The organism is Oceanobacillus sp. FSL K6-2867, from assembly GCF_037963145.1.
Taxonomy (GTDB): Bacteria; Bacillota; Bacilli; order Bacillales; family Amphibacillaceae; genus Oceanobacillus.
The window spans coordinates 1,557,838-1,579,625 of record NZ_CP150144.1; the positions used below are offsets into that span (position 1 = coordinate 1,557,838).

Annotated in this window: 20 protein-coding genes, 2 tRNA genes and 2 riboswitches; of the genes, 8 read left to right on the forward strand and 14 right to left on the reverse strand. The window is 37.6% G+C overall.

Annotation, left to right across the window (positions count from 1 at the left end; genetic code table 11):
* Positions 1-163: 163 nt before the first annotated feature.
* From NSQ77_RS07695 to NSQ77_RS07705, 3 genes are all read right to left on the reverse strand, one after another.
* Entirely contained in the window at positions 164-4,465 is a 4,302-nt protein-coding gene (locus tag NSQ77_RS07695; RefSeq protein WP_339230064.1) for a 5'-nucleotidase C-terminal domain-containing protein, read from the reverse strand.
* A 633-nt stretch (positions 4,466-5,098) separates the two neighbouring features.
* Complete coding sequence (locus tag NSQ77_RS07700; protein ID WP_339230065.1) at positions 5,099-5,299, reverse strand: hypothetical protein; 201 nt, start codon at positions 5,297-5,299, stop codon at positions 5,099-5,101.
* A 574-nt stretch (positions 5,300-5,873) separates the two neighbouring features.
* Complete coding sequence (locus NSQ77_RS07705) at positions 5,874-6,293, reverse strand: hypothetical protein (protein ID WP_339230066.1); 420 nt, start codon at positions 6,291-6,293, stop codon at positions 5,874-5,876.
* Between the two features lie 891 nt (positions 6,294-7,184).
* Between NSQ77_RS07705 and NSQ77_RS07710 the strand changes: the two genes are divergently transcribed.
* Together NSQ77_RS07710 and NSQ77_RS07715 are read left to right on the forward strand one after the other, a co-directional pair.
* Positions 7,185-7,256 (forward strand) — tRNA-Ala (locus tag NSQ77_RS07710).
* A gap of 150 nt (positions 7,257-7,406) precedes the next feature.
* Positions 7,407-7,471, forward strand: a tRNA-Ala gene (locus tag NSQ77_RS07715).
* A 112-nt stretch (positions 7,472-7,583) separates the two neighbouring features.
* Here NSQ77_RS07715 and NSQ77_RS07720 read toward each other — a convergent pair.
* The 4 genes from NSQ77_RS07720 to NSQ77_RS07735 form a co-directional block, all read right to left on the reverse strand.
* A complete protein-coding gene (locus tag NSQ77_RS07720) occupies positions 7,584-8,852 on the reverse strand; it encodes a cation:dicarboxylase symporter family transporter (RefSeq protein WP_339230068.1) in 1,269 nt (422 codons plus the stop codon).
* Between the two features lie 133 nt (positions 8,853-8,985).
* A riboswitch (cyclic di-AMP (ydaO/yuaA leader) is annotated at positions 8,986-9,136 on the reverse strand.
* A 259-nt stretch (positions 9,137-9,395) separates the two neighbouring features.
* Positions 9,396-10,106, reverse strand: a complete 711-nt coding sequence (locus tag NSQ77_RS07725; RefSeq protein WP_339230069.1) for an ABC transporter permease — start codon at positions 10,104-10,106, stop codon at positions 9,396-9,398.
* Positions 10,103-10,951: an ABC transporter ATP-binding protein gene (locus NSQ77_RS07730; protein WP_339230071.1), complete on the reverse strand. Its 849-nt coding sequence runs from the start codon at positions 10,949-10,951 to the stop codon at positions 10,103-10,105. The genes NSQ77_RS07725 and NSQ77_RS07730 overlap by 4 nt, the downstream gene beginning before the upstream one ends.
* Positions 10,952-11,125: 174 nt before the next feature.
* The gene (locus NSQ77_RS07735) at positions 11,126-12,184 is read right to left on the reverse strand and encodes a LytTR family transcriptional regulator DNA-binding domain-containing protein (RefSeq protein WP_339230072.1); all 1,059 of its coding nucleotides are present in this window, start codon (positions 12,182-12,184) and stop codon (positions 11,126-11,128) included.
* 233 nt (positions 12,185-12,417) lie between these two features.
* Positions 12,418-12,529, forward strand: a riboswitch (TPP riboswitch).
* Positions 12,530-12,705: 176 nt separating this feature from the next.
* On the opposite strand from NSQ77_RS07735, the gene thiW reads away from it, so the two are divergent.
* The 4 genes from thiW to thiE all read left to right on the forward strand — a co-directional run bounded on the left by thiW (position 12,706) and on the right by thiE (position 15,453).
* Positions 12,706-13,191 carry an energy coupling factor transporter S component ThiW gene (thiW, locus tag NSQ77_RS07740; RefSeq protein WP_339230074.1) on the forward strand — a complete coding sequence of 162 codons (486 nt, stop codon included), beginning with the start codon at positions 12,706-12,708 and terminating at the stop codon, positions 13,189-13,191.
* A gap of 77 nt (positions 13,192-13,268) precedes the next feature.
* Positions 13,269-14,090, forward strand: a complete 822-nt coding sequence (gene thiD, locus NSQ77_RS07745; protein WP_339230076.1) for a bifunctional hydroxymethylpyrimidine kinase/phosphomethylpyrimidine kinase — start codon at positions 13,269-13,271, stop codon at positions 14,088-14,090.
* Complete coding sequence (gene thiM, locus NSQ77_RS07750; RefSeq protein ID WP_339230078.1) at positions 14,071-14,841, forward strand: hydroxyethylthiazole kinase; 771 nt, start codon at positions 14,071-14,073, stop codon at positions 14,839-14,841. Before thiD ends, thiM begins: the two co-directional genes overlap by 20 nt.
* 3 nt (positions 14,842-14,844) lie before the next feature.
* The gene (thiE, locus tag NSQ77_RS07755) at positions 14,845-15,453 is read left to right on the forward strand and encodes a thiamine phosphate synthase (RefSeq protein ID WP_339230080.1); all 609 of its coding nucleotides are present in this window, start codon (positions 14,845-14,847) and stop codon (positions 15,451-15,453) included.
* Between the two features lie 124 nt (positions 15,454-15,577).
* On the opposite strand, the gene NSQ77_RS07760 is transcribed toward thiE, so the two are convergent.
* The 7 genes from NSQ77_RS07760 to NSQ77_RS07790 all read right to left on the reverse strand — a co-directional run bounded on the left by NSQ77_RS07760 (position 15,578) and on the right by NSQ77_RS07790 (position 20,530).
* Positions 15,578-15,736, reverse strand: coding sequence for a helix-turn-helix domain-containing protein (locus NSQ77_RS07760; RefSeq protein ID WP_339230081.1), 159 nt, complete (start codon positions 15,734-15,736; stop codon positions 15,578-15,580).
* A 41-nt stretch (positions 15,737-15,777) separates the two neighbouring features.
* Positions 15,778-16,080, reverse strand: a complete 303-nt coding sequence (locus tag NSQ77_RS07765) for a response regulator transcription factor (protein WP_339230082.1) — start codon at positions 16,078-16,080, stop codon at positions 15,778-15,780.
* 30 nt (positions 16,081-16,110) lie between these two features.
* The gene (locus NSQ77_RS07770) at positions 16,111-16,233 is read right to left on the reverse strand and encodes a hypothetical protein (protein ID WP_339230084.1); all 123 of its coding nucleotides are present in this window, start codon (positions 16,231-16,233) and stop codon (positions 16,111-16,113) included.
* Positions 16,234-16,408: 175 nt separating this feature from the next.
* Positions 16,409-17,029, reverse strand: coding sequence for a TetR/AcrR family transcriptional regulator (locus NSQ77_RS07775; RefSeq protein WP_339230086.1), 621 nt, complete (start codon positions 17,027-17,029; stop codon positions 16,409-16,411).
* A gap of 86 nt (positions 17,030-17,115) precedes the next feature.
* The gene (locus NSQ77_RS07780) at positions 17,116-18,147 is read right to left on the reverse strand and encodes an ABC transporter permease (protein WP_339230088.1); all 1,032 of its coding nucleotides are present in this window, start codon (positions 18,145-18,147) and stop codon (positions 17,116-17,118) included.
* Positions 18,144-18,875 carry an ABC transporter ATP-binding protein gene (locus tag NSQ77_RS07785; RefSeq protein WP_339230090.1) on the reverse strand — a complete coding sequence of 244 codons (732 nt, stop codon included), beginning with the start codon at positions 18,873-18,875 and terminating at the stop codon, positions 18,144-18,146. Before NSQ77_RS07785 ends, NSQ77_RS07780 begins: the two co-directional genes overlap by 4 nt.
* A 167-nt stretch (positions 18,876-19,042) precedes the next feature.
* Entirely contained in the window at positions 19,043-20,530 is a 1,488-nt protein-coding gene (locus NSQ77_RS07790; protein WP_339230091.1) for an MDR family MFS transporter, read from the reverse strand.
* 344 nt (positions 20,531-20,874) lie between these two features.
* Here NSQ77_RS07790 and NSQ77_RS07795 point away from each other — a divergent pair, with 344 nt between their 5' ends.
* Positions 20,875-21,423: a hypothetical protein gene (locus tag NSQ77_RS07795; protein ID WP_339230093.1), complete on the forward strand. Its 549-nt coding sequence runs from the start codon at positions 20,875-20,877 to the stop codon at positions 21,421-21,423.
* A gap of 112 nt (positions 21,424-21,535) precedes the next feature.
* Positions 21,536-21,739 carry a hypothetical protein gene (locus NSQ77_RS07800; protein ID WP_339230095.1) on the forward strand — a complete coding sequence of 68 codons (204 nt, stop codon included), beginning with the start codon at positions 21,536-21,538 and terminating at the stop codon, positions 21,737-21,739.
* Positions 21,740-21,788: the final 49 nt, after the last annotated feature.

Here is a 21,788-nt window from a genome sequence, read left to right on the forward strand (position 1 = left end):
TTTTCATACTAACCATATTATATTAACTGGAAGGGATATGTAAACATTGGACGTTTATTCTATGCTGGAATTGGTATACAAATAGAAATCTTATGCAAAAATATAAGGGGCTTAATCATACTTAAACGATTAAGCCCCCTGATTATGAAGTCGCTAGTTTCATTTACTGTGCCATTTTTTTTCGTTTACTAAGATAGATAGCACCACCAATTAAGATTAAAATCACTCCTAAAATTACATAGTTAAACATGTTCGTTGCTGTATTCGGTAATATATTTCCGATTCCCGTATCAGTCGATCCGTTCGAGTTATTTGAACCACCAATCGTATTTTGGTCACCAAGAACACCCTTTTCGTTTTCATCATCCGTAGAAGCATCTAATTCAAAAACGGCGAATGTACTGAAATGATTCGTTCCTGCACTTATTTTACCATTTTCATAATTGCCACCAATAACCTCCCAGCGATTATCAGCTTCATTCAGATAAAATAGCTTCACATTTTCTTTGTTTTCTACCTGCGTTGCATCTACTTGGAATGTTAAAGTTATCGCATCTGCAAACTCACTTATTCGCTGATCTCCTTGTATAATAGCAAAATCATAAGCATTGCTCAGCGCATCTGCTACCGCATCGAGTCTTTCAATTACAATCGTTACCGCTTCATTCCCATTTGCAAATACGGAAGCTGGAATTTCTAATGAAACATCTCCTTTTTCAATAAGAAGAACTGCATTTTTAGCTTTCAATTCCTTTACTTGTTCACTGCTAAATATAATTTCTATCATGCTTAGGTCTGCTGATTCATTTAAATCAATAATAACTGTTCCATTGTCCGCAATTGTATCTAGCGCATCGTCACCAAGAGTCGCTTGGTTTTTTTGAACAATTGGTTTAACTGTTATCGTTTTATCTGAATCTCCTGGCTGTTCTTCATCTCCGTCTTTATCTTGATCTGGATTTTCTTTATCGTCATCGCCGGGCTTCTCCGGATTTTCTGGATCAGGGTTCTCTCCTGGGTTTCCTGGCTCTTCCGAATCTCCTGGAATTTCATCCGTTTCCGCAATTCTGCCCTCTGCTTCATATACAATTGGATTTGATTCTGTGCTGTTTAAATACTTAACAAAATCAACTGTTGCATCAATGTCTACAGGTCCCATGATTGGGTTTTTCCCTAAATCCTTTATAGAGCCTTCCGAAGTCCCCATATAATTATTGACTGTTAATGTATAAACCGCATCTTCATCAATTGGTGTCCCATCCGGAAAAGTAATTGTTACAACTTCATTCAATTCCTTGTTCCATATATAATGCAACCCAGCTACACTATAATCCGGTCCATAAATTGGAGACAATTGTTCATTAATAATCGGGTAAAGGTCTGCGCCTGTGACCTCCAACGTCATTAATGTGTTTCCGAATGGCTGAATATTATACAGATTGCCCCATGTAATTTCGCCAGCAAGCAAGCTGTCCCTAATTCCCCCGCCATTCATCATAGCAAAGTCACTTTCCATCGACCAGTTCATCGCATCCGCAAGAAGATTTCCCAGTCCATGATCACCGTCATTTGTATAGCTGCCAGTTAAATCCTGCGCATTATAGCCAATCACTTCATTAATAATCGGCGCAATCCGCTCTGCATACGTATCTAAAATTCCCGCTGCTTCTTCATCTGGCGTATAATCAGCTTGCTTTACAAATACAACTTCTGCTTCCTTTTCTACAATGTCCCCTGTCTCACGATCAATAACGAGATCAACATCCGCAAAAGCTTTTCCATACTCAGATGCTTGGACAATTAATTTATCATCCACAACCGCATTATTAACAACGTGGTTATGTCCTGAAAAAACGACATCTACCGCATCATCAATACTATTCGCCAGGTCTGCTGCTTCCCCTGTAACAGCATCACCAGTTTGATAGGCTGGCAGATGGACAAGGACAATAATTGCTTCCACACCTTGATCTGTCAGTTCAGCCGCCGCAGCATTCACTGCTTCCGTTTCATCTGTAAATGCTACATTTTCCAACGAAGCAGGCATAACCATATTTACTGTCTCAACTGTGTTAACACCAATAAATCCAACTTTAACACCATCTACTTCCTCAATATGGTATGCATCTAAAAAGGGATCTCCTGTATCATCATAAACACAGTTTGCACAAAGTACTGGAAAGCTCATTCCAGCATACCCTTCTGTACCTTTACCTTCTGGATGGTCACCACCATTTACCATTCGAAGCAATTCATCTAATCCTTCATCAAATTCATGGTTTCCAACGGTTCCAACATCAAATCCGATTGCTTCCATAATTTCAACAGTTGGTTCATCCTGAAGCAATCCTGAAACCGGAGAGCTTCCACCAATCATATCTCCGGCATGGACGATTAACGTATTTTCATTTTCCCGTTCTTTCATTGCTGCTGTTGTATAGTCCATACGCCCATACATGTCATATGCGCCATCTCCATCCGGGTCGAGCGAATATTCCTGATCAATTTTTCCATGTAAATCATTTAAGCTTAGCAGCTGAAGTTCTATTACGTCCTCACCCACATCTGGAGCTTCCTCCTCGACAAATGGTGTATAGCCATAGGACGCTGCTTCCTCTGCACTTGTAAAGAAAATACGTTTATCAACAGGAACGTCTTCCCAACTATTCGGTTCTACATACTCCATTGTTTCTGAGTTTCCAACATATCTTAAAAACCCTTTTTGATCATCGTTCGCGCGGAATGCAAACGGAAGCTCCAATAGAGGGTCTTCTCGATTCCAAATTCCTAATCCTGCATCCTTCGCTTCTTTCACGGCTTGTTGATATACTGGATATGCTTCTTCATCAACTGGCGCAAGAAAATAAGTAGATGCATAGCCCGACTCGACCATTTCCAGGTTGACATTTAATTGATCTTCCTTGCGAATTACTTCTGCTAAAATTCTCCCATAATCATCTGTTGGCTCATCTCCAACCTTTAAATAAATTTCATCACCAGGCTGAATCAGTTCACGTATATAATCTGCCGCTAGATCTCCATAATATTTTTGATTTTCATTGATTTCCGCTCGTTCTGGATCTTTATTTTTCGCTGCATACGTTTCTGCAGTATCCATATTCAAAAAGCGTACTCTCGTTTCTCCAAACACAGGAGATGCAACACGGATTGTATCCCCATCTGTTACGCTTTCTACAGTCGTTTCATAGTAGCCAGCAGAAGTCGGTGGGTCTGGCTGATCAGCAGTTGCCTGCAAATCTTCCTGTTCAGTAGGGATCAGCTGATACGTATTATATTGACTTACAATTGCGGTAATGTCATACCATAAACCAGACTCCACTTGAGAAATATCAAGCGCATTTTCCATTATACGCAATGTTGTTCCATTGAATTCAGTATCAACTAGTGACACATTGTATCCACCGCCAGCTGGACTATCTGGAATAGTATTAATATAACCATTCACTTGCACAAGCTGTCCTTCATACGATTCTGCAATTGCCGGATCTTGAAGATCTTCCAAGGTTATTGATTGTGCTTCCGGCAATGCTTGTTCTGACTCTAATACTTCGATTGAAGCTGGCACAATCTCTTTTAAACCATTATAGCTAGCCAGCTCCCCAACAACTTGTACTCGATCACCTTTTACAAGATCAGGTAAATCCCCTTGTTCATATGAAAACAAATTAATACCGCCAGTCTCATCCTGTATGTATGTCGTAAACTGTGCTCCGTTACTGATTGCAGCATTATCTACTGTTACAATTCCTTCTACCGTTACATTCGTACCGTCACTTAATCCTCGTGCGTCCCCGATTGAAGATACCTCATCAGGAACAGCAGGTTCTTCCGGTTCTTCTGGAGGAACGACTTCCCCAGCACCATCCATCGTATGGCTGCCAAGATATGCAAATGTATTGCTTGCATAATCATTCCAGTGTTCTTGATTATATGTTTCTGATGGTGCAGTAATTGATGCATCCCTTACTAACGTAACGTCAGCGGCAAAATTATCACGAACGCCAATTTCACCAAGCACATCGATGAGCGCTTCACCTTTTTTCAACGCAAATGCATCATCGCCATTAAAATTGATAACCGATCCATTTTCCTCATCTGCTTGATCCAGAATTGCTTGATCTGCACTAGGGTGGGCAAGAACAAGCACATCATTGTTTTCAAGTGTCCCAGAAAGTGTTAGGGTCTGGCTTGCCGAAGAAGCGCCATTACTATACAGCTCCACTTGATAGCTCGATAAATCTACTGCACTTCCTGTACCATTATAAATTTCAATTGCCTTATTAAAGGAACTACCTTCAATATACTCCGAAATAAATAAATCCTTTGCTGCCGTTTCATCACTCTGCGCCGATACAGTTGTTGCAAAGCCAGGTGAATGGTTTACTGATAGCATTACCAAAATAAGGAATATACTGAAAACTTTTCTGAAAGCAACACTTTTCATCACGATCCTCCATCTCTTAGGATATTATTTGCTAGATACGAGGACTTATCACGTATCAACGGGCTGTAATCCCCCTCTAACGATTGAGAAAACTAATAAAGTATAATGAACGGGGGTAAACAGCCCATAAATTCCTGATTCTGTTCAACTGCTATTCAGTGGAAAAGAACCACTGAATAAAGTTTCACTTTATGACAAAATTCTCTCCAGCTTCCCTTTAAATATGACATAAGAGACGAAACGTTACTATTAAAAAAATGTAAATATATCGCAAATTTATTACATAAGAACTAACAAAACAACAAAATAGTATTTTAGAATCATATGATATAGCAAAAAGTTGATTGTAAAAAACGTAAATTCACTATTTTCTCTCCTCTTTAAACATGTTATCCATGAAGAAACAAAAGTGTACTTATCCTATAAACCCTAGTACAACTAATCAATTAAAAGGGCGTTTAGGTAATGAAAAGTATTTTGAATCTAAATTAATTCCACACGATAATCCGAAAACCTATATAAACAATCCCTACAAAAAAATAAGTTGGTAGGGATTTTGGTAGGGAACTATATAAAGTATAAAAATTCACAAAGTCTTTATTTTAGGTTTTTTCTACATAGAGAAAACTTTTTTTAATTCTTTTTCGTTATAGCTCGCTTTACATCAAAAACTCCTATCGTTCCACATATCAAAACACCTAATACTAAAATGCCTGTAAGAATCCAATTACCCCCCCATATTGTGATTGCACTTAATAAACAGCTTAATGCAATAACTATCGCTCCATATTTTTCTCTCCACTTTGCTAATTTTGAGGAACTATCATTACTCAAATTATTTTCTCTCCTTTTCTTACCCTAAGGCACCAAATACTTGAAGAAGGAAATATCTACTACTTTAATTTTCCATGATTTTTTATATCTTCTAATAAACTAATGATATGGTCATTTTGTTCAATTAGCTTTTGATTTTGTCCTCTAAATTTTGTTAAATCAAATAAAAATACGATTAGAATAATAAAAATAAGAATAATAAACATAATGTCACCCCATTTTCAATCCACTGCCCAACTACTTCATTTTAAAAAATGCAAAAGTTAGCTGATCAACTTCTATCTAAGAAATAGCCCAATTAGTAAACTGATTGTAAAAAGAACATATGCAAACTGTATAGCTATGTACATTGTCAACTCAAGAGATGTAAGTTTTCGATGCTTTTTTGCTTTCTCTAAATGCCTTAAATAGATTCCGGAACAAAAAATAAGTATTACATAAGAAATCACACGTAAAATTTCCGCAAAAAGAATCAAAAATATTAACTCCTCTCCTAGTTTTTGTTTCAAAAATCGTGCCCGTTTCAGAAAAAGTGTACTCTACTCCATTACTGCATCATTTAGTAAAAAGGAGACTAATTTTCATCTAAAAATCCGAAGGCTTTCTTCAATATAATAGATATGTGGAAGAATAATAAAGCTGCCAATGCACCAAATATTAATACTTTAAATATATCTAACAATGAGGGATTACTATCGAATAAGAATAATAATCCCATAATTAATAAACCACCTACCCCGTATACAAAAAAACCAACAATATATTTAATAAATTTATTACGAAACTGTATTGATTCTATATATACGTCTACGAAGGCAGAATATAGTCCACCACCAATTAAATATACAGGTAATGAATAAATCAAATATATAATAGAAGAATATCCAACGCCTGGTTGTTGTTCAGCTACTGGTGTATACATCAAAAAAGCTAAAGATAGAGAAAGGATTATCGAGGAAAGTACAGCAACAATAATTTTCTCTAAAACCTTCATTTAATCACCCCCCTAATAAACACTATTCTAATTAAACTCTTCTGCCCTTTAGTAAAAAAGATCGCCATAATGACGATCTGGATTGTTGTATTAAAGCACCCTATAGCGAAATAACGATTCAATTGCTCATATCTATTAAGAACGAATAAAGTTCAAGTAAGTAATATAACATAAATGGGACTGTCAAAATTATTAATCCTAAAACAGATAAATATATAGACAACTTCCAAACAACTTTCCTATTTAATATAAGAACAATGGTAAATATTATAATCCCTACGAGAATGGCATATTTAATTTGTATTCAGTATTGTTGCAATATACCAACTGGCAGTGGTTCAAATTCTGGAAGATGAATATAAAATTCAGTCCATACAGTAGAATAAATAAGAATTAAAATAATGTAACCTATCAAGAGTAATATACTACTAATAACTTTATTAGGACTGATGTTTCTCACCCTTTCTTCAGTTACTTCTGTCAATTGAAATCGGTTAAAAGTAGTTTAATATTGCTTATTAAACTCTTCTGCAGTTAGTTTAAGTGTACTTTTTTACAAACTCCATATATTATTTCAAGCATTTTTATAAATTCAGTTTACACTAACTAAACTACTTTTTCAGAAAAAACTCTTTTTAAAAACGAAAATTAAATCAGATTTAAATCTGATGTATAGGAAGGAATTCTGAATGATATTAAATACAAAATGTTAATTCAAAGTTTACATCCCTATTTTCCACATTAAAGATAATGGTCATATTTTATTTTATAGTAAATAATTGTATTTAAATATTATATTTTTACTTATCCTATAACAAAAAACTTGCTGCAATACCATCAAAATTATATAATAAAGTTGCATTACGAATTTTACCTATTTAATTTTATCACGGGGCTGTAGTTCAGTGGGAGAATACTTGTCTGGCAGACAAGGGGTCACGGGTTCGAATCCCGTCAGCTCCACTCTTGACCAAACATCAAAATTAATAATTTAAATAACTAAGTTCTCGATCACATCTTAACACTCTTACTTATTCTAATAACAGAATGAGAGGAGTTTTTTTAATTTAAAAGAAGGTTGTAGAGCCTCATAATTATTACGGTAGTGAAACCAACCAGTCCGGGAGAGTGCTTGCATGGCATGCAAGAGGTCGCGGGTTCGAGCCCCGCATGCTCCATATATTAAAAACACTTGACGCCTATGCTATCAAGTGTTTTTTTCTTGCTACTAATTTACTTTTAAAAAACACTCACAGCATATACTAGCATTGTGAGTGTTTTTTAAATATATTATATCGCTTGATCTGCTATTTCTTCATGTTCCTTAACTGGAGGGTTAAATTGACCTTCCCATTTAGCAACTACCAGTGCTGCTAATGAGTTCCCTACAACATTAACCGCTGTACGTCCCATGTCAAGAATACGATCAATACCAGCAATAAACGCTAACCCTTCGGCAGGAAGGCCAATCGTGCTAAATGTAGCTAGTAACACGACAAATGATACACCTGGTACACCAGCCATTCCTTTAGATGTAACCATCAAGACTAACATCAATGTAATTTGCTGCCAAATACTTAATTCTATACCAAACATCTGTGCAATAAACAGCGAAGCAATTGCTTGATATAAAACTGATCCATCCAGGTTAAAAGAGTAACCCGTTGGGATAACAAAGGTAGCAATGTGTTTTGGACTCCCAGCCTGCTCCATCTTGTCCATAATTCTCGGAAGCACAGTTTCCGAACTTGATGTTGAAAAAGCTAAAATTAATTCTTCTTTAATCAGCTTTAATAATTTAAAGATATTTAATCCAACGATTTTAGCCATCAAACCTAACACAACAATGACAAAGAAAATCATTGTTCCATAAACAGTAAGGGCTAACTTGCCTAATGGAATCAACGAGGTAAAACCATATTTAGAGATCGTTACACCAATTAAAGCAAATACACCAATTGGTGCATACTTCATAAATAGGTTTGTAACATAGAACATAGCATTTGCTGTACCTTCGAAGAATCGAAGTACTGGCTTACCTTTATCTCCAATTGCAGCGATTCCAAGACCAAAAACAACAGCAAAGAAGATAATCGCCAGCATGTCCCCTTCAACCATCGCCTGTACTGGATTTGTAGGTACTACATGCAAAAGCGTGTCTGCTATCGATTTACCTTCTTGCTCTTCTGAAGTTTCGACATAGCCTGAAATATCACTTTGCTGCAGGCTTTCCATATTCAGTCCGGTACCAGGCTGGAATATGTTAGCAGAGATTAAGCCGACCGCAATTGCAACCAATGTCATACCAATAAAGTAAGCTAACGATTTACCGCCCAGCTTACCAACAGATTTCAAATCTCCAACACCAGCAATTGCAACAATAATACTAGATAGTACAATTGGAACAACAATCATTTTAATTAAACGAAGAAACAGATCACCAAATGGTTGTAAAACACTTTGAGCTGTTTCACTTCCGTAAAAGATACCACCAACAATAACACCTAAAATTAGACCAATAAAAATTTGATTGGCCAAACTTAATTTAAACTTTTTCATTGATTACCCTACCTTCTTGTTAGTTATTTGTGAGTGCCTAGGCAAGGGAAACAAAGACGATTTGACTAAAAACGGGAATTGACGAACAAAAAAAGACACGGGTTGTGTCAATTCGCACGATATCATATACTCTTATGTTTCCTTTAAACGCTGACGAGGTTAGCTTTCGGGTTAGGACTATGGAAACAGTAAGCCCCTCCGTAAAATAGGATTCACCCCACGCGGAATTCCGCAGTAATGATTGGGTCCCCCGTTCTTACAATAAGATTAAGCGATGCATATAAATTGCTTTTCTATTATACTACTAAAACGTCATTTTTGTAAATAATAAATATTTAATAGAAATGGAGGTCTAGTTTAATTGGTCGAAAACTCAGGAGGATTAAGTAGATTTTATACTTTGCCTGTCCCCAAAATCAGCCCAAAGCAGCCTAAAATGGTTCCGATCATCCATCTAATGATTGGAACCATTTTTTAGCAAACTTACCATATAAGCTGTTCTTTATTTTATAAATAACAGTGAGTATTCACTGCAGCTTATACTTACTCATCCAGCTCCCGTTTTTTAAATACAATAACGGTTGCAACTATCCCTGCAATCACCCAAGCTACAATGATACCTAAGTTTCCAAGTACATCACCAAAACCTGATCCTGCTTCAACAGCATTGGCTAGCTCAATCAATTGAATATTTGGTAAATAATCAATGACAGAAAGGATAGGATACTCTTCCACAAGCGCTTGGAACATCGACCCAAAACCGAAAATAAACATAACTGGTAAAATGAGTACAGAAGCTTCAATAACGGTTCTAGAGACTAATCCCATCAGTGTTCCTAAAGCAATGTAAAACAAACTGGAAATAACAATCGCAATTACTATAATACCTATATTCGCAGGTTCATAACCCATTATCATTGTACAAAGAATAATTGTTATTGCAGATAAAATAAAGGTTACTAAGCTTTTGCCACCAAGGATTTCCGGTATAGTTGCTGGTGAAAGCATCAGTCCACGCAGTGTATTCTTTTCTTTCTCTTCAGCTATAATCGAACATTGCAGGAATGCTGTTACAAGCGATAAGGTCAAGTTAATTACTAAAAAGTGAACTTCTACCGTAATATTTTCCATCCTACTATAGAAGAAAGCAAAAATGAGCGGCATCAGAATTGTTGTGGAGACATACATATTCTTATATAAATCCTTCATATCCTTTTGGAAAATTGCAATTACACGCTTCATTGAAAAAGTCATACTAATTCCCTCCCTGTTACTTCTACAAAAATATCTCCCAATGTTGGTTCATTTGAATGAATGGATACAATCTGATCGGTTGATAAATAGTTATAAATTTCATCCGCGCCTTTTGATCCACCTGGTAAATTTAACTTCCGGCCATCTTTTAATTCAACTGTTACAGAGGTATCCGAAAATTGTCTGCGCAGCACTCTTGGCTCATCGAGCAATTGGATTTTCCCTTTATGCAGGAATGCAACGCGTTTACATAGTGCTTCTGCTTCGCTCATATCATGTGTAGTCAGAAAAATCGTTGTTCCTTTTTCATTCAATTTGCGGAGTCCATCATGAATATGCTTGGAGTTTGCGGGATCTAAAGCAGATGTTGGTTCATCTAAAAACAACAATTCCGGTTCATGCAGGAAAGCTCTTGCTAACGTTACACGCTGCAGCATTCCTTTGGAAAGCTTTGAAACTACCTTTTTCGTATCCTCCGTCAAGTTAACCATCCCAAGGACTTCATTAATTCGTTTTGTTGGTACATCATAAAGATCGCAATATAGTTTCAAATTGTCATAAATTGATAAACGTTGGTATAACCCGCTATTATCTGTAATAACCCCAATTTTTTTTCGATAGGATGGCTTATTTAAGGAAGCTGCTGGTATATTAAATACAGAAGCATCTCCAGAGGTCTGGATCAATTGTCCAGTGAGAATTTTTATTGTTGTCGTCTTCCCGGAACCACTCGGACCTAAAAAACCAAATGTCTCTCCTTTTTTCACTTGAAAACTTACATCTTCCAATGCAGCTTTATTGCCAAAAATTTTTGCTAATGATTTCACTTCAATAATGTTTTCCAAAATTCTTCCTCCCCGTAAATCACTTTTGTTTGTGACTCTAGATTAAATGGAAAATGAAGTGAAAACAGCATATTTCTAATGAAAAGAGTATTTTTCAAGGTGAATGGAGTATATTTTGCAGTGAATTATCTAATTAGTAAGCCTTGATTTTCCGCTTTTTCCAATGAACGGAGCTTATTTAAGGCCGAGCAGATCTTTTAATTCTGCCATTTTTGTTTTTGAAAGTGGCACTTGTGACTTTTCCTTATCATCCAAAATCAAACTATAGCTATTTCGGGTCCATGTAATTACCTCGCGAACCTTCTGTAAATTTACAATATAGGATCGGTGACATCTGAAGAATCCAAAATGCTGCAAGCGGTCTTCTAAATTGGTTAAGGTGAGTGAGCTTGGAAATGCTTCTCCTTTTATGTAAATATTTGCTTGACCATCATTACTCTCAATGTAGTCAATCTCGGGTGGGTCAAATAAAACAATTTTGTCATTGACCTTCGTTGGAATTTTATTCAATTGAATTGGCTTTGGACCTTTCTCATTATCTGTTTCTTCTGCTGGAATTAATTCTGTATCCTTTTCTTCTGCTGCATCTTCCTCTGTTTCTGTCTCAATAATTCGTAGTCCATCTTCATCCAGCCGATAAACACAATCAGCGACCGTAACAGCACTCTCCATATTTCCAGTTAATATAAGTATGCTTTTGCCTATTTCTTGTATTTTTCTCGTGATATTAATAAATACACGTTTTGTTTCCATGTCTACATTCAAGTCCGGCTCCTCAAAAACAAATAAAGAAGGTGCCTGAATTAGTAAACGTCCATATTGCACACGTTTCATCTCCGAAAATGTTAAGTCTCTAATTCTTTTATTCTTCTTTTCTTGCAGCTGTGTTAAATGGATAATTTGTTCTAACTCCAGTTCCACTTCATATAGTTTATTAAAAAAACGTAAATACTCAGAAACCGTTAATCTCTCATACATCCCTTCTTCAAAAAAACAAATGCCAAGGTTGTTCAAAAATCTCCGTTTGTCTTCTGCAATGGTTACATTTTTAACCCGAATTTCCCCATTTACCACAGGGATTTTTCCAAGAATCATATTTAAAAGCGTACTCCGAACATTTAGTGATGAATAAATTGCTGTAATATGTCCTTCAGCAATTTCTAAATTAAAAGCGGAAAACAGCTGTGTATCTTTTTCATGTTTTTCTATATTTTTCATTGTTAAAATTGTCATTTTATCAGCCTTTCATTATTCCGTCTTTTGTGGATGTAGGAATTGATGATGTAATTATCCTCTATGGGCAACTGACTGTGTAAAACATTTGTTTATAACAGTATTCAGTATGTTACTTTTATAACTCTTCTGTATAGCAGACTACATTAGTTATACCATGTTTTCCATGTTAATAATGACAAAAGTTAAAAAATTTGTTAAGCTTAGAGTTGAATTCAAATGTATATCGTTATTTAAACTACTAGGGGTGCCCAAAATATGGGCTGAGAGGGAAGCGTACCAATTCCCGACTCTTATGGACCTGATCTGGTTAATGCCAGCGGAGGGAAGTAGTCTGACATATGTCCAAACTATTTTTCACACGTATCAAGCTGGGTCCCAATGGATCTAGCTTTTTTTGCGTCCAATTCCAGCAACGCGGCCGCAGCTGAATTCCAAAATTCAGTGACCAGGACTTGCTGTACAGAAGTGCACTGATTTATATCACTGCCTTTTGTATTACCCCAGAAATGGAGGAACTGATGAATCGAACACGTTTATTAACTACCATGGCTGTATTTATTGCAATCGGCACGATTACTGCTCAATTGCTATGGTTTCCCGCTGGAATCGCTAGAGCCTATCCTGTTCAGCATGCAATTAATGTCATGACAGCAGTTACGCTCGGACCAGGACCAGCCGTCGTTATCGCTTTTATGATCAGCTTACTTCGCAATATGCTCGGGCTAGGTACATTATTAGCATTTCCAGGTGCAATGGTTGGTGCCTTTTTAGCAGGCTACCTTTATAAAAAATCCGGAAAAAATGCACTGGCTGCTGTTGGCGAAGGCGTTGGAAGCGGGATTTTCGGTGCACTTTTCGCTGTACCATTTGCTTCTATCTTTATGGGAAGCTCTGCCGGAGCATTTGCCTTTATCCCACCTTTTTTAGTTAGTAGTATTACTGGTTCCCTGATTGGCTTATTTATCGTTTCAAGAGTTGCAAGTAAACGTTTAATTCGTCATTAAATTGCACGATTTATACAAGGATTAATAAAAATAACACTTACATGTGAGAAATCTTTCAATAGGACGGTGTATAACCAATGAAACAAGTAGCATGTGCACTTACAATTGCCGGAACAGATCCAAGCGGTGGAGCAGGTATCCACGCTGATTTAAAAACATTCCAAGAGCTGCAAAGCTATGGAATGTCCGTTATTACCTCGGTTGTAGCCCAGAATACAACAGGTGTTCAAGCAATTCACCATGTACCACTTAAAATTATTGAACAGCAACTGGACTCCGTGATTTCCGATATGCCTATTCACGCACTAAAAACCGGAATGATCGCCAATCAAGATATGATGGAAGTTATCCAGAAAAAAATAGCAGCCCTTCAAGTTCCATATGTCATGGACCCTGTTATGGTTGCGACGAGTGGAGATGCTTTAATAGAAGAAGAGGCACGTGATTATTTACGCAAGCAGCTTTTACCACTCACCACACTTGTAACTCCAAATATTCCAGAAGCGGAATTTCTAATTGAAGAACCGATTGAAACAACAGCTGATATGAAACAGGCCGCAGAGCTGCTTGTTAAGAAATTCGGTGTTGGCGCTGCCCTAATCAAAGGCGGGCACAGAGAAGGCGAAGCAATTGATTTCCTGTATGACGGCTCAAACATACACAGCTTCTCAGCAGAGCGAATTGATACAAAAAACACGCATGGAACTGGCTGTACGTATGCAGCTGCAATTACTGCCTATTTAAGTAAAGGATTATCTTTGTATGACGCTGTTAAAAATGGAAAGGAATTTGTCACTGCGGCAATTAAGCATTCCTTCGATCTTGGATCTGGAAGTGGTCCAACAAACCATTGGGCAATACGGAAAGAAGGTGCTAAACATGAATTCACAAATTATTAAAAGCGTACGGGAAAAGACACCACTCATTCATCATTTAACGAACCAAGTTGTGATGAATTTTACCGCAAATGGTCTATTAGCCTTTGGCGGCGCTCCCGTAATGGCAAAAGCCGAAGAGGAAGCAGAGGATATGGCTTCTATTGCGGATGGTCTTTTAATAAATATTGGTACCTTAACAGCAAACGATCTAGATGCAATGATACTTGCTGGTAAAAAGGCAAATGAAAAAGGAATTCCCGTTGTACTCGACCCAGTAGGTGTTGCTGCAACGACATTTCGGACAGCTGCTGTTAAACAAATTTTAAAAGAGGTAAAGCCTACTGCTATCAAAGGAAATGCAGGTGAATTAGCATATCTAGCCGATATCCCTTGGCAAACAAAAGGCGTAGAATCTATCGGAGATGGTAATGCAGAAGAAATTGCTCAGCGTGTAGCAAAGGCGTACGAAACGACTGCCGTTGTTACCGGTAAAACAGATATTATTTGTACTGGAGAGTCCTGTATCCTAAATCATACGGGGCACCCAACTTTAGCTAAAGTAACAGGAGCTGGTTGTTTGCTAGGCTCTATACTGACTGCCTGTTTAACAACCGATGACCCAATTGAAGAGCAAGCATTGACAGCTGTTCAATTTTACGGATTAGCCGCCTCCCATGCAGCCGCTAGTCCATCAGTAAATGGCTCAGGGACATTTGTTGCGCCATTCATCGATGCCCTTTCACTTGAAGTAGAACAACTGGAGGGAAAATAAGCAATGTTATTTTTACGAAAATATTTTATTATGGGCAGTCAAAACTGTAATCGTGACCCAGCAAAAATACTGGAAGCTGCAGCCAAAGCTGGAATCACAGCATTTCAATTCCGCGAAAAGGGACCTGCATCACTTAATGGTAATGCGAAACTGGAATTAGGCAAGCAGTTACGAGCCATTTGCAGACAGTACGAGATTCCGTTTATTGTAAACGATGATGCCCGGCTTGTTGAATTACTGGATGCGGACGGAATTCATGTTGGTCAGGACGATCAATCGGTAAAGGAGTTGCGTCTGGCTTTTCCAACTAAAATCATCGGACTCTCCCTTTCTAACATGGGTGAAGTTGAAAGAAGTCCACTAGATCTTGTCGATTATATTGGTGCAGGTCCAATTTTTCCCACAACAACCAAAACAGATGCAAAAGCGGCTGTTGGTTTGGAATGGATTCAGACATTACGCACCCAATTTCCAACGCTGCCAATTGTCGGTATTGGTGGGATCAATACGAAGAATGCGAGCTCTGTTCTGCAAGCTGGGGCAGATGGAGTTTCATTTATTTCTGTGGTTACACAGGCAGAGGATATTGCTGGAGCTGTGAAAACTATTTAGGAGAAGATATCCCAGAGTCTAACTACTGGGATATTCTTTAATCCGTAACCTAACAAAGGAAGCAAACTATCAAGTTAACACTTTTCCTGATAAGTCATCCCCATCAACAAACAGGAAACAATCACTATAAATAGAAAAAAATAGTATCCCTCAGCTTATTGCGAAAGCTTTTAATATGAACTGTTACTGTGTTATTGCCATCAACATTCATCAGTTGCCATACATGCTCATAAATTTTTTCTTTTTCAAACGTAATAAATGGATTCTTAGCAAGAAAAAACAAAATTTCCCGCTCTTTGGCGGTTAGAAAGAGAATTTCTTCATCTAAAAATACAGCTTCATTAAAAAATCAACGCCCAGCCCATGTTTATAATGAAAGACTTGCTCATTATAATGTTTATTTGTATAGCGCTGGTATCTTCTTAGGTGAGAATGTACCCGAGCAGCCAATTCTTTCAGGCTGAACGGCTTTGTTAGACAATCATCCGCACCAAGACCTAATCCTCGTATCTTGCTTTCATCCTCACTTTTAGCACTATCAATTAATAATGGTATATCACTTTCTAATCGAATCTGTTCACATAATGTAAAACCATCCATCTCTGGCATCATAAGATCAATAAGCACTAAGGTATAATTATCCTCTTTGAAATCCTCCTAGCCTTCTACCCCAGTTGATGCCCAAGTCACTTCAAATCCTTCTCTAGCTAAGTGATTCCTCATAATCGAGGCAATTTCATAATCATCTTCCACGATAAGAATTTTGCTTTGTTCTGCCATAGGTCCTCCCCTTCTCCAACTCAAGTATAAGTCACTTTATTAACGACAACGCAAAAGTTTATTTTTAGTTAATAATTAGTGGTCAGCTAAATAAATTAGCCTTAACTGCTTACGACAGAACATAAAAAATCCTTTTCTACGTTTCCCATAGAAAAGGATTAAAAGCTAGAAACGCCTATTCCCTTGGCACAATCCCATTTTCCAGAACTTGAATTATTCGATCAACCTCTTCCTCATCGTTCCAATCTCCCTCAGGAATAATAACGTATCGTGCGATAATATAAGAAAAAATAGACGAGGCAACGATTCGAATGATTGTATCGGGATGGGTTTTTATAAGCTGGCCCTTAGCCTGGTAATGTTCAACAATGTTTCTGAGTTTACCAAAAATATCTTTGCCGATATACTCAATAAACTGCTCCTTTAACTCTGGATGAAAAGGAATTTCCTGAATCAGTATCCGTAAAAGGGGCAGGTTTTTTTTAATAAATTCTTTTCTATTCTCAATCATTGCTCGAATAAAGTCTTGAAAACGTTCAAAATCCTGATCAAGAACCTTGTTCATATCTTTTTTTACCATTGGAGCAATCAGCCTCACCATCATCGGTGAAACAATCGATAACAAAAGCCCCTTTTTCGATTTAAAGTGTTTAAAAATTGTCCCCTCTGCAACTTCTGCTTTATTAGCGATTTCACTCGTGGAAGTACCTGCATAGCCTTTTTCTGCGAATAACTCTGTTGCTGCCTCTAATATCGCTATTTGTTTTTTAGTTAATTTCGTTTCACTATTTGTCATCAAATTTCGCCTCTTATCAAGTTAAACATTCCTCTTATCTAACATCATATCGAATAAGTGTCACAGGTAGCAACGAAAAGCATAATTTATATTTTTCGATACTTACGGAGCGTCAAGCCATTTAATAGCATAAATAGCAGTGAAAAGCCAAACAGAATAATTAAATTTAAATATATTTCATTCCAGCCATGTCCCCTCACCATAACGTCCCGCAGAGCATCTGCTGCATAATAAAGGGGTGTAAACGGACCAACCCAGCTTAGCCAATCGGAAATTGTTTCTAAATTAAAAAGACCGGAAAAGAATATTTGCGGAATAACAACAATCGGAATAAATTGAATCATTTGCAATTCATTGTTCGCAAATGAAGAAATGAGTATCCCTAATGTTAGTGCTGTGAGTGCAAGTGATAATGTAATTAAAAGCACATAAATAAATGCTCCTACCATCATCATATCCAGTACATAAATAGCATACCATGCAATAATTGCTGATTGAATAATCGTGAAGATTCCAAATCCAAGAACATACCCCATTACAATCTCCCATTTACGCAATGGTGTAGATAGCAGCCGCTCCAGCGTACCTGTTGTCCGCTCCCGAATAAACGAAACGCCAGCAATAATAAAGACAAAGAAAAACACAAAAAATCCGAGCAGTACTGGGCCAAAATAATCGAATGAACCCATATCACTTGAGCCGTATAAATAATCAATTTCATGTTGTGCATCACCTTCACTCTGCTTCAGTGAATCAAATGCTGATTGGATCCATCTCAATGTTGCACTATTCACACTTGGGTCACTACCTTCAAGAAAGACAGCTGGAGTAGTGGCATCATCAAGTAAAATATAACCATCAATTTCCTCAGAGTGGACAGCTTGCTGCGCATCATTTTCATTCGTGTATATGGTTACTTCAGCATCTGTCGCATCAATTTGGTCAACAATAGCTTCAGGAATTTCTACTAATCCCACTTTCGGTACATAGTCATCTCCATTAAAAACCAAGTGAAGCATAGTCAGGACTAAAATCGGCGCAAAGATAAGCAATCCCAATGTCCGCTTATCCCGTATGAGCTGCTGTAAAATCCTTTTCGTTAATGCAATTACTCTCATGATGTCGCACCTCCATAAACAAGAAATGCTTGTTCTATCGTTTCTGTATTTGTCTCATTTCGCAATGATTCTGGCGTGCCGACAGCAATCATTGCTCCATCTCGCATAAGTCCCAGCCGGTCACATTTTTCCGCTTCATCCATCACATGGGTTGTAACGATTATTGTTGTCCCTTTCTTATTCAAGTCATAAAAAGCATCCCAAATACTCTTTCGTAAAACAGGATCAATTCCTACTGTTGGCTCATCCAGAATAAGAATTTCTGGCTCATGAAGAAGTGCAATCGCCAGTGACAGCCTTCTTTTCATTCCACCAGAATAATTGGATACGAGCTTATTTAAATGATCTGATAAGTCAACAAGCTGCATCACTTCCTTAATTCTTTCCTTTTTCTTTTTGCCTTTTAACCCATATAAGCTTGCAAAGAACTGTAAATTTTCATTTGCTGACAGGTCTTCGTAAAGCGCGTCCGATTGAGCCATATACCCAATTCGCTCCATTAATTTGAGGGTTGGCATTTTTTCTTCAAAGATATAATTATCCCCTGACGTTGGAATATCCAGTCCAGCTAATTCTTTTACTAAAGTTGATTTTCCAGCACCAGACGGACCTAAAAGTCCAAAAATCTCACCTTTTTCAATTTCAAGATTGATATCCTTTAACACCACATGCTTACCAAACTTCTTATACACATGTTGAATCGAAATACATGATTTTCGTTTACTCATCCATTTCACCTCGCCTATATTATAAGTGAGTGATTACTCACTTATAATATACAGCAACATATCATTCATGTAAAGATAGTAGATAGTGAGCAATCATTAAAAACCATAAAAAAATAAGCCCCACTCTGAATCCCTCAGAATAAAAGCTTATTTTTTCCTTCAACTTATTAATTCTCTTTAACTGGCTCCTCTTCCGATTCCTTCGGGGCAGCACGATAAACGAAAAATGCCATGATTACAGCAATAATGGATATTGCAAAAGCAATAAAATAAACAAGCTCTACACCAGCTACCATTGCTTCTCTGATTGTATCAGGATTTGCAGGATTGCTTACATTTTGCAAGAAACCATTTTGTCTTGCATTCATAATGCTGATAAAAACAGATACCCCAATTGCACCTGCAACAGGCTGCAATGTTGTCATTACTGCAGTACCGTGTGGGTATAAGTGCTTTGGAAGCTGGTTTAGCCCATTTGTCTCAGCAGGCATCATTATTGCAGAAACAGATAACATAAGTAATATGTAACCGACAATAATTACCCATACAGGTGTGTTTAAATCTAATCTGCTCATCATAAACATTGTTCCACATAAAACAAGTGTTGCCGGAATCATTAATACACGCGGACCAAATTTATCGAAAAGTCCACCCATCACTGGTGACATTGCACCATTCAGAATACTGCCTGGAAGAAGAACTAACCCTGCTGAAGCAGCTGTTAACGCTAGGGGGCCTTGCATGTAAATTGGTAAAATAATCTCTGAAGCAAACATAGCCATAATAATGATTAAGAACATTAATATCCCATGCGTATACATTGGATAACGAAATACACGCAAATCAATCAATGGCTCTTCCAGCTTCAATTGTCTCCAAGTAAACAGTGCCGCTGCAATAAAGCCAATTATAATCACTGTATATACTTTAGGATCTAAAAAACCAGCTTCACTTTCCCCAGCGGAACTAAACCCATAGACGATTGCGCCGAATCCGATTGTTGAAAATACAAGAGATATGATATCTATTTTCGGCTTTGTCACTTCCGATACATTCACCAAGTATTTAGATGCAAATGCAATCGAAAAAAGCGCAAAAGGAATTACGGAAATAAATAAAAACCGCCATCCCAAATATTCAACAATTACTCCAGATAAGGTTGGTCCAATTGCCGGTGCAAACATGATTACTAGACCAACTAGTCCCATCACCTTCCCTCTTCGGTGCGGCGGGAAAATTAACAGGAACACATTAAATATAATCGGCATCAAGAGTCCTGTACCAACTGCTTGAATCAGTCGTCCTACAAGCAATATTGGAAAGTTCGGAGCAAGCGCGCTTATTGTGCTTCCGATTGTAAAAATGATCATTGTACTTAAAAATAGCTGACGTGTTGTAAACCATTGCATTAATACAGCTGATGCAGGAATAATAATTCCCATAACTAGCATAAATCCTGTTGCCATCCACTGCACAGTTGTTAGGGTTACACCAAATTCAGCCATCAATGTTGTTAACGCTATATTTAATAAAGTTTCATTTAATATTGCAAAGAAAGCTCCAATAATTAACGAAAGCATAATTGGCATAACCTTCACATTAGGATTATCAGCAAGATATTCATATTTTTCTTGTTGATTGTTGTGATCCGCCATAGAAAAACTCCTTTACTAATTTTTTTGCTCATACCTGTTTATAATTACAGAATCAGCCTGGTTATTCTGGCCTGATCTGTTGTTTGCTTTATCCACTGCCTCTTGACAACCTTTTAATATTACCATTGTTGTTTTATCATGACAAGCAATTTTTAAGTATAATTTTATGGATTAAAAACAGAGCAAACAGTTCATTTTTATAGTGTTGTATAGCAGCAACTATTTATTCCTTCTGAATAAACGAATAAGCCGCCCAATCTTATGAAATCAATCCCACATTAGACGAATTCCCCATATAGTAAAGGGAGCAATTTTTTATGAGTAGAAAAGGGAGGAAAGAATAGATGAATTATCATAATAATCCATATCAGCCACCGCAAGATGAGGATGAAAGACAGTTTAATCTTCCGGGGAATATACTTGGTCAGATTTTTGGCCCTGGATCTGGTGGTGGTCCAGGTGGCCCCGGAGGGTTTCCCGGCGGATTTCCTGGAGGTCCTGGAGGTCCCGGTGGTTTTCCTGGGGGACCAGGCGGCCCTGGAGGTCCTGGAGGATTTCCTGGTGGTGGCCCCGGTGGTTTTCCCGGGGGACCAGGCGGCCCTGGAGGTCCTGGAGGATTCCCTGGTGGTGGCGGACAACAGGCCGGACCACCCAATTCTCCACCTCCGAATTTCACACCTGAACAATCACAGTTCCAAACATTCGCGGTTGATCCAGGCGGCATCCGCGGCTGTTTATTCCGGTTCACCTATATTTGGTTAAGAAGAGACGCTTTTTGGTTCTTCCCAACATTTGTTGGCAGAAATTCAATTGCCGGATTCAGATGGACCGGTTTCAGATGGGTGTATTTCGGTATTGACCTCAATCAAATTCAATCTTTTCAATGTTACTAGTCACAAAGACCGCTTATCCTCAGCGGTCTTTTCCTTCTTCATTCTTTTACTTATTAAAAAACATAAACCATATCCCTACTTCATTCATATTTTAAATAAAGGAGGGATGATGATGAATCAACTTGCTTTACTTTTTCTTACAGCAATCCTGGCTGGTTTTGGATTAATTGTTGTAACGACGTTAGCGTCTTCATTTATTACTTCGACAACAATCGTCAATTTCTTGATTGCTGTAGGAGCAATTGCTGTCATCGTATTTGCCTTTGCAATTCTCTATATTTCCATTAAAGCTTTATTCCAGAAAAACTGGAGGTAGCTCAGCATAGTGGGTAAGCTTGATTGCTTGCTCACTACATAGTTAAATG

Bases quoted from the DNA above. Each gene is read 5' to 3' on its own strand.
- NSQ77_RS07695 (WP_339230064.1), bottom strand. From the start codon at position 4,465: ATGAAAAGTGTTGCTTTCAGAAAAGTTTTCAGTATATTCCTTATTTTG.
- NSQ77_RS07705 (WP_339230066.1), bottom strand. From the start codon at position 6,293: ATGAAGGTTTTAGAGAAAATTATTGTTGCTGTACTTTCCTCGATAATC.
- NSQ77_RS07720 (WP_339230068.1), bottom strand. From the start codon at position 8,852: ATGAAAAAGTTTAAATTAAGTTTGGCCAATCAAATTTTTATTGGTCTA.
- NSQ77_RS07725 (WP_339230069.1), bottom strand. From the start codon at position 10,106: ATGACTTTTTCAATGAAGCGTGTAATTGCAATTTTCCAAAAGGATATG.
- NSQ77_RS07735 (WP_339230072.1), bottom strand. From the start codon at position 12,184: ATGACAATTTTAACAATGAAAAATATAGAAAAACATGAAAAAGATACA.
- thiW (WP_339230074.1), top strand. From the start codon at position 12,706: ATGAATCGAACACGTTTATTAACTACCATGGCTGTATTTATTGCAATC.
- thiD (WP_339230076.1), top strand. From the start codon at position 13,269: ATGAAACAAGTAGCATGTGCACTTACAATTGCCGGAACAGATCCAAGC.
- thiM (WP_339230078.1), top strand. From the start codon at position 14,071: ATGAATTCACAAATTATTAAAAGCGTACGGGAAAAGACACCACTCATT.
- thiE (WP_339230080.1), top strand. From the start codon at position 14,845: ATGTTATTTTTACGAAAATATTTTATTATGGGCAGTCAAAACTGTAAT.
- NSQ77_RS07770 (WP_339230084.1), bottom strand. From the start codon at position 16,233: ATGGCAGAACAAAGCAAAATTCTTATCGTGGAAGATGATTATGAAATT.
- NSQ77_RS07775 (WP_339230086.1), bottom strand. From the start codon at position 17,029: ATGACAAATAGTGAAACGAAATTAACTAAAAAACAAATAGCGATATTA.
- NSQ77_RS07780 (WP_339230088.1), bottom strand. From the start codon at position 18,147: ATGAGAGTAATTGCATTAACGAAAAGGATTTTACAGCAGCTCATACGG.
- NSQ77_RS07785 (WP_339230090.1), bottom strand. From the start codon at position 18,875: ATGAGTAAACGAAAATCATGTATTTCGATTCAACATGTGTATAAGAAG.
- NSQ77_RS07790 (WP_339230091.1), bottom strand. From the start codon at position 20,530: ATGGCGGATCACAACAATCAACAAGAAAAATATGAATATCTTGCTGAT.
- NSQ77_RS07795 (WP_339230093.1), top strand. From the start codon at position 20,875: ATGAATTATCATAATAATCCATATCAGCCACCGCAAGATGAGGATGAA.
- NSQ77_RS07800 (WP_339230095.1), top strand. From the start codon at position 21,536: ATGAATCAACTTGCTTTACTTTTTCTTACAGCAATCCTGGCTGGTTTT.